Raw genomic sequence first — 14,470 nt, 5'->3', positions numbered from 1 at the left:
CCGTGCAGGGAAGTCGGTATGCGAGCTACGGTAAAACCTGACGTTCGCGTGAGGGAAAGCTGTGTGGCTGGCGTCACCGGCTGGGGGAGGGGTCGATGCGGATCGGGGAACTCGCCACCAAGACCGGGGTGTCGGTACGCGCCCTGCGCTACTACGAGGAGCAGGGCCTCCTTTCGGCCGCACGGAGCAGCGGCGGTCAGCGCCACTACCTCGACGACGCTGTCGACCGGGTGTATCTGATCCAGATGCTGTACGCCGCCGGCCTGTCCAGCCGAACCATCCTGGACCTACTGCCCTGCGTCGACGCGAAGGTCAACACACCGCAGTCGCGGGCCATGCTCCGCGCCGAACGCGACCGCATCGACCGGCAGATCACCCAACTCCGGCAGGCGCGCAAGCGGCTCGACGAGGTCATCGCGCTCAGCGAGAGCCCGACCAACGGTTGCACCCAAACGGACACCGACGCCGCGGTGGCGTAGCGACGCGGCGAGCCCCCGTCGCAGGCATCTGAGCTCGCGGCGATCGGTGGCAGCGCAGCAGGGCGCCGTTCGGCGTGTCGAGCTGCTCAACTGCCAACGATCAGGGGATGGCCAACTCCGGGATGCCGTAGTGCTGGTCGAGAACCTGCATGGCGGCGCCCGCGGCGATCACGTCCGCGCCGAGGCTGGACAGGGCCACAGTGGTGCTGAGCCAGTCCGCGCGCCGGGCGTCCGCCCCGACGGCCTCGGTGACCGCCGCGAGATAGGTCTGCGGGTGCCGGAGGAGGTCCGCGCCCGCCAGCACCACGTGGGCGAGGTCGAGGGTCTGAAGCAGGTTGACGACGCCGACGGCCAGCACGCGGGCGGCGTGTGCGATGTCTCCGGCCTCGGTTGCCCGGTGGTGCACGATCTCCAGGCACCCGTGCCGGCCACAGACGCAGCGGGGCCCGGTCAGGTCGACGACCGTGTGGCCGAACTCGCCCGCGTTGGTGTGCGCCCCCCGGTGGGCCGCACCGCCCAGCCAGAAGCCTCCACCGATGCCGGACTCGACCATGATGAGGGCCGCGTCGCCGAACGTCGCGCCGTGCCGCCAGGCCTCCGCCGTGATCCCCGCCGTGACGTCCTTGTCCAGGTGGACGGGGAGGCCGAGGTGCTTCTCGGCGATCTCGCGCAGCGGTACGTCGTGCCAGTGCCGCAGACCGTGGGCGTCGCGGACCAGGCCGTTGGCGTGGTCGAGCGGGCCGATCATGCCGATGCCCAGCCCGGTGAGCCGGCTCCGCAGGTCGCCGATGCCGGCCATCGTGTCGATGCCGGCGCTCAGGGCGTCGAGGAGCTGCTCCGGGGTGAAGTCGCGGGGCAGTGGGCTGACCGCCGAGTGGTGCACGGCGCCGGCCAGGTCGACCAGGACGAGCCGCAGCGTGCGTCGGGCCACGTGGGCGCCGATCGCGTACCGGCTGTCCGGGACGAGTTCGTAGACGACAGCGGGCTTGCCGATGCCTGGACGTCGCACGCCGGCGGGGCGGATCAGGCCGTCGGCGGTCAGCCGGGCGATGACCTTGGAGACCGCCTGTGGCGTCAGGCCGGTGGCCTCGACCACCGTCGCGCGCTCGAACGTGCGATTCGTGCGCCCCACCGCCATGACCAGTGCCTGGTTGTAGCCGCGTAGGAAGGTGACGTCGGCAGTGACGCGAGTCATCTCACCACCCTATTACGCAACGCTGTTGCTAAATTTTTTCGGTGATCGAGTTGAGTAGACGTCGACGGTTGGCGGCGCTGGCCGCCCTGGCACTGGGCGGCGTCGCGGTCGGCCTGACCGAGTTCGTGGCGATGGGGCTGCTGCCCGACATCGCCCGTGGTCTGCTTCCGCACGAGTACGCGCAGTCGTCGTCGGACGCCGTCGCCCGAGCGGGCTGGATGATCACCGCGTACGCGCTCGGTGTGGTCGTCGGCGCGCCGCTGATCGCCGCGTTGAGCGCACGCCTGCCCCGCAAGAAGCTCGTCCTCGGGCTGCTCGTGCTGTTCGCCGTCGGCACCGTCGCGTCGGCGCTCGCCCCCACCTTCGACCTGGTGCTGGTGGCCCGGTTCGTGGCGGCGCTGCCGCACGGCGCGTACTTCGGTGCGGCCGGTCTGCTCGCGGCGACCCTGATGGGCCCCGGTAACGAGGCCCGTGGTTTCGCCACGGTGCTCGGCGGTCTGACAGTGAGCAATCTGGTCGGCGTACCCCTCATCACGAGGCTCGGGCAGGCGGTCGACTGGCGGGTCGCGTACCTGGTCATCGCCGGTTTCTTCGTGCTCACCCTGCTGGCGGTGCTGGCCGTCGTCCCGGAGGTCGCCGCGGCGGTCGACGGCTCGCCGGCCGCGGAGTTGCGGGCGCTGCGGACCTCGCAGGTCTGGTGGGTCGCCGCGACGGGCGCTGTCGGTTTTGCCGGTTTCTTCGCGGTGAACACCTACATCGCACCGGTCACCACCGACGTCACCGGCCTCTCCGCCGTGACGGTGCCGTGGACGTTGGTCGCCGTGGGTCTCGGGATGACCGTCGGCAACGCCCTGGGCGGCTGGCTGGCGGACCGCGACCTGCAGCGGAGCATGGTCATCGGCTTCGTGGCGATGATCGTGAGCATTGCCGTGTTCAGCCTCGTGGCGTCGACCCGCGTCGGCCTGTTCGTGGGCGCGTTCCTGGTCGGTGCGACCAGCCTGTATCTCGGTCCGGTCCTGCAGGCACGCCTGATCACCGTCGCCCCGGGAGCGCAACTGATGGGCGCGGCGGTCAACCAGTCGGCAATGAACATCGCGAACAGCCTGGGCGCCGCGCTGGGCAGCGTCGCCATCGCCGCCGGATTCGGCTACCTCGCGCCGGCCCGGGTGGGCGTCGTTCTGGCGGTCATCGGGTTGATCCTGGGGCTGGTCAGTTTCGCCGTCGGGCGACGAGTGCGCGAGCGGGTTCCGGCCACCGTCTGACGAGTGCGAGCGGTCCCGGCCACCTGAGGCGGCCGGGCCGTCCGCGAGACGCGGTCAGAAGTCGTCCACGCTGACCGTCACCCGATCGGTGCTCGATCTCCAGTTGGGCACGTTGATCACCTCGTGGCCGCCGCCGCGTTGGCCCACGGTGATCCGTACCAGGCCGAGGTGTGCCGGCGTCGCCGGGATGAAGACGTCCATGCCGGTGATGAAGGTCTGGCTGAAGAACTCCGGCAACGGGGCCGTCAGGTCGGTGACGCCGTCGCTGCCGTCGTCGAAGGCGAAGATGCCGATCGTCCGCTTGACGCGCGGTGCGTTCGCCGTGTTCAGGACATCCCTGCCGTTGATCCAGAGGTGGTCGCCGGCGTCGCCCTGGTCGCCCCACCACTCCTTCTGCCGTTGGATGGTGAGCGCCGTGTGCCGGTCGCTGGTCTCGACCAGGCCGCTGAGGCCCTCGCCCGGCTCGCTGGTCGCCAAGCGCAGGAACGAGTCCGAGCGGAGGAACGGCTGGAAGTAGAAGTGGTGCGTCGCGGCGCCCGGGCGCACGATGGCGAACTCGTAGCGGGCCGTCGCCAGCACCGGGAGGGGGCCGAACGAGCCGTCGCCGCCGAGCGGCAGCCGGTGTGCGGGCCGGTGTGACAGTCGGCCGCCGGTCAACGGGCTGACCGGGTAGACCTCGAGGGTGGCACCGGTGACACCGACGTTGCTCGGGAAGAGCACGGCGCGGCCGGAGACCCGGGCGGTGCCGAAGAGTTGCGGCACGATCCGCGTCGTGTGCGGCGCGTGGCCCCGGAGGAAGCCGAACATCTCGGTGAACGACTCCGCCGACGACACGGTCTGGGTGTGCGACTGGTTCGGCAGGTGCACGTTTGTCGCGCCGACGACGGTGCGGGCCGGGTCACCCTCGCCCCAGATGGCGAGCGTGGGCACACCACCAGGCGGGGAAGTGGCGGTGCGCCCGTCCAGGTTGACGTAGTGCGCGACCCGGCCGGCACGCACCGGCGAGCTGGTGAGATAGCCCTGGGAGACGAAGGTGCCCAGCGAGTGCGCGACGAGGTCGACCCGGTCCGCGCCGGTGGCCGCCAGCAGGCGGGAGATCCGTGCGTCGAGTCCCGCGTACACCTGGGGCAGGATCGTCGCGATGCTCGGGGAGTCGTACTCGTGGGCTTCGATGATGTCGATCGGGTACCCGTTGCTGGCCAGCCGTTTGGCCTGGGTCTCGAACTGCGCCGCCGATCCCGCGCTGCCGTGTACGAAGATCACTGGACGGTGCGTCGGTGGGGCGGCGGCTTCGGCGGCGCGTGGAACGGCGACAGCGGACAGGCTGGCCACGAGGGCGACCCCGGCCACCACGGAGAGCAGGCTCCGGCGAGATGTGTGCATCGATCCTCCACCTGGACGGACGAAGTATTTGCACTACTAGCGCAAGTATCGTGTCAGGGTGGGACGCGATGGTCCACACCTTCCGGTCAGTTGACCTTCGTGGCGAGCAGGTCGCCGACGGCGGCGCGGACCGGGTCGGGGTTCGACCAGCTCCAGTTGGGGTGCGCGCGGTTGGTGAGCAGCGCCAGGACGAGTCTGCGGTCGGGCGCGACCACCAGCGAGGGGCCGGCGAATCCGGTGTGGCCGAAGGCCCGGGCCGAGGTGAGCTTCCCCATGAACCAGCTCTGGTTGAGCACGACGCCGAGGCCGTGCGCCGAGGTCCGGTTGGGGCGCTCGGGGTCGATGGCGGGTTTGCCGGCGTTGTGGTTGGTGAGCATCCGGCGCACCGTCGCCGCGGCGAGGATCCGCTCACCCCGGTGGATGCCCTCGTCGAGGAGCAGCTGGCCGATGGCCGCGAGATCGGTCGCGGAGGCGAAGATGCCGGCGTGACCGGCGACGCCACCGAGGTGATTGGCGACGTCGTCGTGGACGACGCCACGGAGCAGCCCCCGGGACGAGCGGGCGTCGGTGGCGACCAGCCGGCTGGCCTTCGCGGCGGCCGACAGCCAGCTGTTCGGGTTGAAGCCGGTGTCGCGCAGGCCGAGCGGGTCGGTCAGGTGGGTCTTGAGCGCCTGGTCGAGCCGCTGGCCGGTGACCTTCTCGACGATCTTGCCCGCGACCATGAGCCCGACGCTGGAATAGCGGAACGTCTTCCCCGGCACGGCGCCGGAGACCAGCGGCGTACCGAGCACGGCGTTCCAGCGGGCCGCGTTGTCGCGAAGGCCGGTGACCCTGGCGCCGACGGGAAGGCCGCTGGTGTGGGTGAGCAGCATCTCGACGGTGATCCGCTCCTTGCCCGCGCCGGTGAAGGCGGGCAGGTAGTCGCGCACCGGAGCGCCGAGGTCGACACGTCCCTTGTCGACCTGCTGCAACAGCAGGATGGCCGTGTACACCTTGGTGACCGAGGCGAGGTCGAAGATGGAGTCCGGGCGCATCGCGACGCGCTGGTTCGCCGCGAGCAGCTTCGGGCCCGCCGAATACCGCAACGCCTCACCGACAGCAGTGTGCACGGTCACCTTCCCGCCCACCAGGACGAGAGCGACCGCACCGGGAAAACCCTTGTGTTGCACGGTCTGCGGGGTCGCGGGCAGGTGTCGCCGGAGCAGGGCGGTCACGTCCTGCCCGTAGGGGGCCTGACGGACCGGTGGGTTGCCGCCGACCGGTGCCTCCGGGGCCCTGAGCGGCGGCCCGGCGTCTCCCGCCGGACCAAATCCGACCCGGCTGCCGGTGGCGCCCTTCCCGGTCGCCGCGTCGCCAGAGCCGGCCGAACCGGGGTTCGGCGCGCCGGTGGCACCGCAACCGGTGAGGGCGGAGGTCGCGGCGGCCAGGCCGATCCCGAGCAGAGTTCGACGTGCGACGGGCATGCCGGAGATCGTGACAGCCGGCCAGGAGACGCGCCACCTGACCCGTCCGAACGTCGGACCCGTCCGGCCCATCGGTCAACAGGTCGTCATCTGGCGGACACAGCCGGTTGCCGTTCAGGTGGTTGTGCGACGATCGGCGGGCAAAACGTCGAATGACCGTCCACCGGTCTGTCCGCGCACGGTCGCGGACAGTAACCGGGGAGGGCACACACCCCGTTACCCCCTTGGAGAGCACGATGTCCCTCTCCCCGTCCCGGGTCTTCGCAGAGCTGAATGCGGATCGACCCCCTGACCAGCCGTCCCCGACGATGGGCACGGCCGTCGTGGTCGGCGGCAGCGTCGCCGGTCTCCTGGCCGCCCGGGTGCTGTCCGACCACGCCGACACCGTCGTCATCATCGACCGGGACGACCCGCAGGTGACCGGCGCGCGGCCCGGCGTACCCCAGGGGACGCAGCTGCACGCGCTGCTGCCCGGCGGCCTCTTCCAGCTGGAGCGGCTGTTTCCCGGATTCCGCGACGAGGCACTGGCGCGCGGAGCGGTCGAGGCGCCGCCCGCGGCCCGGCGCAACTACCTCGACGGGCGTCTGAAGGTCGTCGTCCCCGACGACGCCGACAGTCTGGCCGGCAGTCGGCCGCTGCTGGAAGGGCTGATCCGCCAGCAGGTGCTCCGACTGCCCAACGTCAAGACGATCACCGCCCGCGCCACCGGCCTCGTGTTCGACGGCACCACGGTCACCGGCGTCCGTTGTGAGGTCGGTGGGGTGCCCGGTGTCGAACGCGCTGACCTCGTGGTGGACGCCATGGGGCGGTCCAGCCGACTCGCGGACTGGCTGGAGCAGGCCGACTGGGACCGGCCGGTCACCCGGCGGATGACAGTGCACCTCAACTACGCGACAGCCCTGTTCCGCCGCCCGGAGGTCACCCCGCCCTCGACTGTCGTCCTGGCCCTGAACACGCCGAGGACGGCGACGGACGTGGCAGGGGCCGCGTTCTTCGCCATCGAGGACGGCCGGTGGATGGCCATGATGGCCGGTTACGGCAACGACCGTCCGGGGCGTACCGCTGACGACTTCGTCCGCCGCCTGCGCGAGCAGTTCCCACCGGAGTTCGGCGAGGTCGCCGACCAGGAGATGATCGGCGACGTCCAGACCTACCACCACGCCGACAGTCGGCGACGGGACTTCCACGCGCTCAAGCGGTTCCCGGCCGGCCTGATCAGCGTCGGTGACGCCGTCGCGTCGTTCAACCCGGTGTACGGGCAGGGCATGACCGCGTCGGCCCTGCACGCGGCCTGCCTGTCGACGTACCTTCGGTCCGGCCCGGACCTGCGGGCGCCCGCGCGCCACTACCTCGCGCTCCAGAAGGTAGTGGTCGACGCCGCCTGGTCGCTCTCCACCTCGGCGGACCTGGCGTTGCCCCACGTCGACGGGCCCTACCCGCGCGGCTACCGGTTCTCCCGCTGGGCCAGCGGCCAGGTCATCGCCGCGACCGTCACGGACGTGGCGACCGCGCGGCGGTTCAACGACGTGGTCTCCATGCGCGAACACCCGCACTCGCTGGCCCGCCCCGGCGTGCTCCTGGGCGCCCTGCGCGCCAACCGGCGCACACGCTGAGCGAGTGACCCGGCGGCCTCGCCTGCGAGGCCGCCGGGAACGCGCTCTAGCGGGGGAGCTTGCGGAGGATGTCGACCACGAAACGGTGGTCGTCCAGCTGCGGCAGCCCGGAGACACCGACCCAGCCCACCACGCCGGTGCCGCGTACGCGCAACGGCACCGCGCCCCCGGCCGCCGCGTACCGCGAGGCCGGCAGGCCGAACCGCTCGGCCAGCGTCACCTGCCTGTCCTGGCACAGCCGCGCCATGTAGAGCGAGGAGTGCTCGAACCGCATCACCACCCGACCCTTGCGGCGCAGCCACGCGTCGTTGTCCGCCGTCGACCCCGGCAGGCCACAGTGGAACAGCTGCCGCCCGGCCCGCCACACGCCCACCGAGACCGGCAGTCGCTGCTCGGTCGCGGCGGTGACGGCGAGCATCCCCAGCTCGTACGCGTCGGTCTCGGACAGGCCCGCGAGCTCCAGCTCGTTCTCCTCGCGCAGCAGCTCGTCCAGCGTCGGCCACGATTCACGGTCAGCTGACATGTTCTTCTCCTTCTTGGTGCGGGCGATCATCCTCGTCCTGCGGGGCGATCACCAGGCGCAGGGCGCGTAGTCCTTCAGGAAACAGCCGTACAGGTCCTCGCCCTGTTCGCCACGGACGATCGGGTCGTACACCCGGGCCGCGCCGTCGACCAGGTCGAGTGGGGCGTGGAAGCCCTCGTCGGCCAGCCGCATCTTCGTCGGGTGGGGGCGCTCGTCGGTGATCCAGCCGGTGTCGACGCTGGTCATCAGGATGCCGTCGGTCAACATCTCCTCGGCGCTGGTGCGGGTCAGCATGTTCAGCGCCGCCTTGGCCATGTTGGTGTGCGGATGCCCCGGCCCCTTGTACCCGCGGCCGAACTGGCCCTCCATCGCCGACACGTTCACCACGTACTTGCGGCGGGCCGACGCGGCGGCCATCACCGGACGCAACCGGCTGACCAGCACGAACGGTGCGGTGACGTTGCACAGCTGCACTTCGAGCAGCTCGACCGGGTCCACCTCCTGGACCCGTTGGACCCAACTGTTCACCGAGTCGAGGTCGGGCACGAGACCCCCGGCGTCGATGGCAGTGGACGCCGCGATCCGTTCCGGCGAGGCCGAGCCGCTGGTCAGTGCCAGCGCGGTGAGCGCGTGCGGGGTGAGCGCCGTCGACTGTGGCCCGGCGGTCAGGCTGCCCACCGGGCCGCTCTGCCCGTCCGACTTGGCGAACGTGATCAGCTCCGGCAGCGGGCCGTCCGGCAGGGCCGCGGCCTCGGCGGCGATGAGCTGCGCGTACGCCCCGGGGGACCGGCGGACGGTCTGCGCCGCGTTGTTGATCAGGATGTCGAGGGGGCCCTGACTGCTGACGTCGTCGGCGAGGGCGATCACCTGGGCGGGGTCGCGCAGGTCGATCCCGACGATCCGCAGTCGGTGCAGCCAGTCCGCGCTGTCGGGCATCGCGGCGAAGCGGCGTACCGCGTCGTGCGGGAACCGGGTCGTCACCGTCGTGTGCGCGCCGTCGCGCAGCAGCCGCAGCGCGATGTACATGCCGATCTTGGCCCGGCCGCCGGTGAGCAGCGCACGCCGGCCCGTCAGGTCGGTGCGGGCGTCGCGGCGCTCCCGGTTCAGCGCGGCGCAGGACGGGCAGAGCTGGTGGTAGAAGGCGTCCACCTCGCGGTAGCGCTGTTTGCAGACGTAGCAGCCGCGCGGATTGTGCAGGAAGCCGGCCGTCTCGCCCGGGACGGAGGACGCGAGCGGAATGCCCTGCGTCTCGTCGTCGATCCGCCCCGGAGCGCCGGTGGCGGTGGCTTCCGTCACCGCCCGGTCGGCGGCGAGGATGGCGTCCCGCCGCTCCTCCCGCCGCCGCTGCTTGATCACCTTGTAGAGCCGGGCGGTGGCCCGCTGCACCTGCACCACGTCGGGATGGTCGGAGGGCAGCGCCTCCAACGCCTCGAAGACGCTGAGGCAGGCCTCCAGCCGGCTTCGGTCAATACCCTCTTGACCGTTTTCGGTAATGTTGTCCACCGTCATGCGTCGTTGTCTCGTCCCGTATCCCGTGCCGGCTCCAGCCGACCCGCCCCAAGTCCGACCCGAAACGGTACGCGCCTCACGGCCTCCGACGCACCTCGCGGCCGCCCGGCGTGGTGCGCCTCGCGGCGCTGTCAGTCGGCGTCGACGTGACCGAGACGCCAGTAGCCCATGAAGGCCACCGCCCGCCGGTCCAGACCCCGCTCGGCGACCAGGTGCCGGCGCAGGTTACGGATGACACCGGCCTCCCCGGCCAGCCACGCGTAGAGCGGCGCCGAGGCCACCTGCTCGGGCACCTCCCACAGGATCTCGGTGTCCACGTCGACGTCCGGCACGGGTTGGGCGGCTTCCGACACGCCGGGGGCCAGCAGTTCCCCGGCCGCCGCGACGACGGCGGGCACCAGCCGGCTGCCGTAGCCGTCGGCGCCCCGGGCCAGCCAGCGGACCTCGACGCCGGGCGGCGCGAGCAGCGGCAGCACGTCGGCGGCGTCGGGCACCTCCAGCACGACAGTGCCCCGGGCGTCGAGGGGGAGCCGCTCGCAGATGCTGCTGATCGCCGGCACGGCGGTCTCGTCCCCGGCCAGCAGCAGCGTGCCGCCGGTGGACTGTCGAAACTCGACCCCGCCGTGGTTGCCGTCGAAGCCGGCATCCGGCCCGACCAGCGCGATCTCGTCGCCGACGCTGGCCCGCCGAGCCCAGCGCGTCGCCGGGCCACTGTCGCCGTGCAGCACCATGTCGACGTCCACCTCGGCCAGGTGCGGGCGGACCGCACGCACCGTGTAGGTGCGTATCGGGTTGCGCAGGTGCTCGGGCAGGGCCCGCCACGTCGCGTACCAGTCCGCGCCGTCCGGCAGGGTCGCCCGGTCCTGACCGGGCAGCGGCATCGCCAACTTGATCCGCTGGTCGTAACCGTTGTCGGCGAAGCGGTCCAGGTCCGCCCCGGTGAAGGTCACCCGGGTGAAGGACGGGCTCAGGCGGCGTACCGCCCGGACGGTGACGGTGAACACGCGCCACGGGGCGATGGGCAGGGTCTCGGTCATGGTGCCTCTCTCGACTCGGGCGGCTCTACCGGGTGGTGCTCGCCACGGCGCGGGAGCGCCACAGCAGCCAGACGAAGTACGGGGTGCCGATCATGGCGGTGACCAGGCCGGCGGGGATCTGGGCCGGCGCGATGACCGTCCGACCGAAGGTGTCGGCGATGCTGACCAGCGCCGCGCCGAGCAGGGCGGCCACCGGGAGCACCCGGGAGTGCCGGCCGCCGACGAGCGCCCGCGCGGCGTGCGGGGCGACCAGACCGACGAAACCGATGACCCCGACGGCCGAGACGGCGGTGGAGGTGAGCAGCGCCGCCGCGCCGAGCGCGATCAACCGGGTGCGTTCCAGCCGGACGCCGAGCACGCGGGGGGTGTCGTCGTCCAGCGCCATCAGGTCGAGCTCCCGGCGGGCGGCGACCACGGCCGGCGTGAGCACCAGCAGGGCGATCAGCACCGGCAGCACCTGGGTGGGCATCCGGCCGTAGGTGGAGCCGGACAGCCAGGTCAACGCCTTCCCGGTGTTCCACGGGTCGAAGGCCACGACCAGGTAGGTGATGACCGCCATGCCGCCCTGCCACGCACCGAAACCGATCAGCACCAGTCGGTCGGAGCTCAGCCCGCCGCGCCAGGCCAGGCCGTAGACCAGGGCGAACGCCAGCATCGCGCCGAGCCCGGCGACGCCGGAAACGGCCCACACCCCGGCCAGTGGCACGAAGGTGAGCAGGGAGACCGCGCCGAGGCCGGCACCGGCGGTGATGCCGAGGATGCCGGGTTCGGCCAGCGGATTGCGGCAGACCGCCTGCACCGTGGTGCCGGCGACCGCGAGCGCCGCGCCGGCCAGGACCGCCGCGGCGACGCGCGGCCACCGCTGGTCCAGCACAAAGGTGTACGCGGGCCCGGTGGTGCCGTTGACCCAGTTGACCACGTCACCGAGCAGCACCCAGGTGTCACCGGCGAGCATGCCGACCGCCACTGCGCAGACGGCCAGGGTGGCGGTGACGGCGACGACGCCGCGGTGGAAGGCGGCGGAGCGGACGGCCGCGTGCCCGCCGGGCGGACGACGGGTGGGGCCGGCGTCGCGGTGCCGGCGGGCCAGCCAGATGAGGATCGCCGCGCCGAACAGAGTAGTGACCACGCCGGTGGGAATGTCGACCCCGGCCTGCCCGCCCATCACGGCCCGCAGCAGCACGTCGGATCCGAGCACGATGATGACCCCGGCGATGCCGGACAACGGCAGCAGGACGCGGTGCCGGTGCACCCCCGGCACCACGGGGGCGAGTAGCCGGACGATCACCGGTGCGCACAGGCCGACGAAGCCGACCGGGCCGGTGAGGGTGACTGCCGCGGCGGAGAGCAGCACGGCCAGCACCATGACGGTCAGCCGGGTGCGCCGCACGTCGAGGCCGAGCACTGTGGCGGTGTCGTCGCCGAGGGCGAGGATGTCGAGGCGGTGCCCGAGCAGCACGAGCACGATGGCGGCGCCGACGATCACCGGAGCGAGTTGGGTCAGCGCGGTCAGGTCGCTCTGCACCAGCGAGCCGTTGCCCCAGGCGAACAGTCCGATGGTGGCCTGTTCGAACAGGAGCAGCAGCACTGTGGTCACCGACCCGAGCGCCAGCGCGGTCGCCGAGCCGGCGAGGATCAGCCGGGTGGTGCCGGCCTGCCCACCGGAGGACATCGCCATCACCAGGCCGGCGGCGGCCAGCCCGCCGCAGAAGGCGAGGCCACCGGCCGGCAGCGCGGGCAGCGAGACGCCGAACGCGGCGACGGCGACGATCGCCAGGTGGGCGCCCGCGTTGACAGCGAGGGTGTCGGGGGACGCGAGCGGGTTGCGGGCGATCGACTGCAGCGCCGCCCCGGCGAACCCGAGCGCCACGCCGATGGCGAGCCCGGCGAGCAGCCGGGGCAGGCGGGACGCGATCAGGACGCGGGCCGCCTCGTCGTCGGCGCCGGTCGCGAGCCGCAGCAGGTCGAGGGCGCCGACGGTCGAGGTGCCCTGGGTGAGGTGCACCGCGCCGACCACGAGCAGCAGCAGGATCGCGGCGACGAAGACGACGGCGATGCGGGGCACGGCCGGGCGTCCGCCCGGAGCCGGCAGGGTGGCCGGCTCCGGGCGTGGGGGCGCGTTCAGCACGCTCACACCGCGTACGTCTTGACGAGTTCGTCGATGTACTGCTTGCCGGAGAGTGGACCGCCGAAGGTCCAGATGCCGTTGGGCATCTTGTGCAGGTTGCCCTTCTGCACGAAGGGCAGCGACTTCCAGATGGCGTTGCCGGCGAGACCGTCGGCGAAGACGTCGTCGCCGTCGGAGGCGTTGTAGAAGAGGTGCGTGTTCGGGTCCTTGAGGACCGTCATGCCCTCGACGTCGGTCTGGCCCAGGCCCCACACCTCGTCGGTCTTGCCGGTCCAGGCGTTGGTGAGGCCGAGTTGGATGCCGATCTGGGAGACCAGCGCGCCAGTGCCGAACATCCGGATGCTGACGGTGCTGCCCTCCTTCCAGCCGTCGGCGATGGCGAACGGTCGGCCGGCGGCACCCGCGTCGGCGATCTTCTTCTTGCCGTCGGCGATGGCGGCGTCGAAGTCGGCGAGCAGCTTCTCCGCCTCGGTGGTCTTGCCGACCGCCTTCGCGATCATGTTGAGGTCGGTGCGCATCCGGCCGAGGTTGTCGGTGGCGTCACTGCCCTTGGCGACCACGACGGGCACGAACTTCTCCAGCTGACTGACGATGTTGGCGCCCCGGTCGTCCTCCATCACGACGAGGTCGGGTTGGAGGGCGACGATCGCGTCGACGCTGGGCTCCCCGCGGACCCCGACGTCCTTGACGCCCGGGTCGAGCTTCGCGGAGGTGACCCAGGTGCCGTAGCCCTTGGGGTCGGCGACACCGACGGGCATGACGCCCAGGCTGACCAGCAGCTCGACCTCGCCCCACTCAAGCCCGACGACCTTGGTCGCCGGCGCCTTGAGGGTGATCTCCTTGCCCCGGCTGTCGGTGACGGTGACCGGGCCGCCGGACGCCGAGGCGGAGGTGTCGGGGGCCGCGGCGTTCTCGGTGGTGCCGCAGGCGCCGAGCGTCAGCGCGGCCACGACGGCGATGAGGGCGGTGAAACGGGTACGGGTCATGACGGTCTTTCTCTGCTGTGGATGGGGGTGTTCAGACCAGGGCGCGGATCTGGTGCCGCCCGACCGGGCGGGTGGTGACCAATCCGCTGACCGGATCGGTGGTCACCTCGATGCGGATCCCGTAGGTCTCGGTGAGGGCGTTCTCGGTGAACACCGTTGCCGGGGTGCCGGTGGCGCGGACCCGGCCCTGCTGCAACAGGACCACCTCGTCCGCCACGGCGGCTGCCTGGTTGAGGTCGTGCAGCACGACGCCGACGGCGACGCCGTGATCGTCCGCGAGGTCACGGACCAGGTCGAGGATCTCCACCTGGTAGCGCAGGTCGAGAAACGTGGTGGGCTCGTCGAGGAGCAGAACCGGGGTGTCCTGGGCGAGGCAGGCGGCCAACCAGACCCGCTGCAACTCGCCTCCGGAGAGTTCGTCGACGGGACGGTCGGCCATCGCGGCGACGCCGGTGACGTCCATGGCGCGTGCGATGGCGGCGGGACCGTCCGGGTCCTCGGTGCGCCAGCGCCCCCGGTAGGGGTGGCGGCCGTAGCCGACGACGTCGCGGACGGTGACACCGCTGGGCACCGGCCGGCTCTGAGCGAGCAGGGTGACCCGCCGGGCGAACTCCCGGGCCGCGAGGCTGGCGGCCGTGACACCGTCGGCGAGGTGCACGATGCCGGCTTCGATCGGGTGCAGCCGGGCCAGGGCCCGCAGCAGTGTGGACTTGCCGCTGCCGTTGGGCCCCACCAGTGCGGTGACGGCACCCGCGCGGAGATCGATCACGGCGCCGTGCACCACCGGCACACCGTGATAGCCCAGACGGAGGTCGACGCCGGACAGGCTGCGCTCCCCGTTGACCGACGCCAACTCGCTCTGCATGAGGTTAGGCTAACCTAACCGAACGAC

The 14,470-nt window shown here is 71.8% G+C and carries 12 protein-coding genes; 3 read left to right on the top strand and 9 right to left on the bottom strand.

Annotated features, from left to right (window positions below):
- Positions 1-95 precede the first annotated feature (95 nt).
- Positions 96-479 carry a MerR family transcriptional regulator gene (locus tag NIE111_RS15065; protein WP_238684982.1) on the top strand — a complete coding sequence of 128 codons (384 nt, stop codon included), beginning with the start codon at positions 96-98 and terminating at the stop codon, positions 477-479.
- Positions 480-579: 100 nt separating this feature from the next.
- On the opposite strand, the gene NIE111_RS15060 is transcribed toward NIE111_RS15065, so the two are convergent.
- Positions 580-1,674, bottom strand: coding sequence for an ROK family transcriptional regulator (locus NIE111_RS15060; protein WP_238684981.1), 1,095 nt, complete (start codon positions 1,672-1,674; stop codon positions 580-582).
- A gap of 41 nt (positions 1,675-1,715) precedes the next feature.
- On the opposite strand from NIE111_RS15060, the gene NIE111_RS15055 reads away from it, so the two are divergent.
- The gene (locus tag NIE111_RS15055; protein ID WP_238684980.1) at positions 1,716-2,936 is read left to right on the top strand and encodes an MFS transporter; all 1,221 of its coding nucleotides are present in this window, start codon (positions 1,716-1,718) and stop codon (positions 2,934-2,936) included.
- Between the two features lie 54 nt (positions 2,937-2,990).
- Here NIE111_RS15055 and NIE111_RS15050 read toward each other — a convergent pair whose 3' ends face one another.
- Entirely contained in the window at positions 2,991-4,319 is a 1,329-nt protein-coding gene (locus tag NIE111_RS15050) for an alpha/beta hydrolase (protein ID WP_238684979.1), read from the bottom strand.
- Positions 4,320-4,405: 86 nt separating this feature from the next.
- A complete protein-coding gene (locus NIE111_RS15045; protein WP_238684978.1) occupies positions 4,406-5,782 on the bottom strand; it encodes a serine hydrolase domain-containing protein in 1,377 nt (458 codons plus the stop codon).
- Positions 5,783-6,018: 236 nt separating this feature from the next.
- Here NIE111_RS15045 and NIE111_RS15040 point away from each other — a divergent pair, with 236 nt between their 5' ends.
- Positions 6,019-7,395 (top strand): FAD-dependent oxidoreductase, encoded by a 1,377-nt coding sequence (locus NIE111_RS15040; protein ID WP_238684977.1) that lies wholly within the window; start codon positions 6,019-6,021, stop codon positions 7,393-7,395.
- Positions 7,396-7,441: 46 nt separating this feature from the next.
- Here NIE111_RS15040 and NIE111_RS15035 read toward each other — a convergent pair whose 3' ends face one another.
- The 6 genes from NIE111_RS15035 to NIE111_RS15010 form a co-directional block, all read right to left on the bottom strand.
- Positions 7,442-7,918 carry a heme-degrading domain-containing protein gene (locus NIE111_RS15035; protein WP_238684976.1) on the bottom strand — a complete coding sequence of 159 codons (477 nt, stop codon included), beginning with the start codon at positions 7,916-7,918 and terminating at the stop codon, positions 7,442-7,444.
- A 48-nt stretch (positions 7,919-7,966) separates the two neighbouring features.
- Positions 7,967-9,427 carry an SDR family NAD(P)-dependent oxidoreductase gene (locus tag NIE111_RS15030; protein ID WP_238684975.1) on the bottom strand — a complete coding sequence of 487 codons (1,461 nt, stop codon included), beginning with the start codon at positions 9,425-9,427 and terminating at the stop codon, positions 7,967-7,969.
- A gap of 131 nt (positions 9,428-9,558) precedes the next feature.
- Positions 9,559-10,464, bottom strand: a complete 906-nt coding sequence (locus NIE111_RS15025) for a siderophore-interacting protein (protein ID WP_238684974.1) — start codon at positions 10,462-10,464, stop codon at positions 9,559-9,561.
- 25 nt (positions 10,465-10,489) lie between these two features.
- Positions 10,490-12,589 (bottom strand): iron ABC transporter permease, encoded by a 2,100-nt coding sequence (locus NIE111_RS15020; RefSeq protein ID WP_274531166.1) that lies wholly within the window; start codon positions 12,587-12,589, stop codon positions 10,490-10,492.
- Positions 12,590-12,594: 5 nt separating this feature from the next.
- The gene (locus tag NIE111_RS15015) at positions 12,595-13,578 is read right to left on the bottom strand and encodes an ABC transporter substrate-binding protein (RefSeq protein ID WP_238684972.1); all 984 of its coding nucleotides are present in this window, start codon (positions 13,576-13,578) and stop codon (positions 12,595-12,597) included.
- A gap of 31 nt (positions 13,579-13,609) precedes the next feature.
- Complete coding sequence (locus tag NIE111_RS15010) at positions 13,610-14,443, bottom strand: ABC transporter ATP-binding protein (protein WP_238684971.1); 834 nt, start codon at positions 14,441-14,443, stop codon at positions 13,610-13,612.
- Between the last annotated feature and the right edge of the window lie 27 nt (positions 14,444-14,470).

Source organism: Micromonospora hortensis (assembly GCF_022230935.1).
Classification (GTDB): domain Bacteria; phylum Actinomycetota; class Actinomycetes; order Mycobacteriales; family Micromonosporaceae; genus Micromonospora; species Micromonospora hortensis.
Note: the sequence above shows the minus strand (reverse complement) of the source record. Positions and strands in the feature narration are given on the sequence as shown.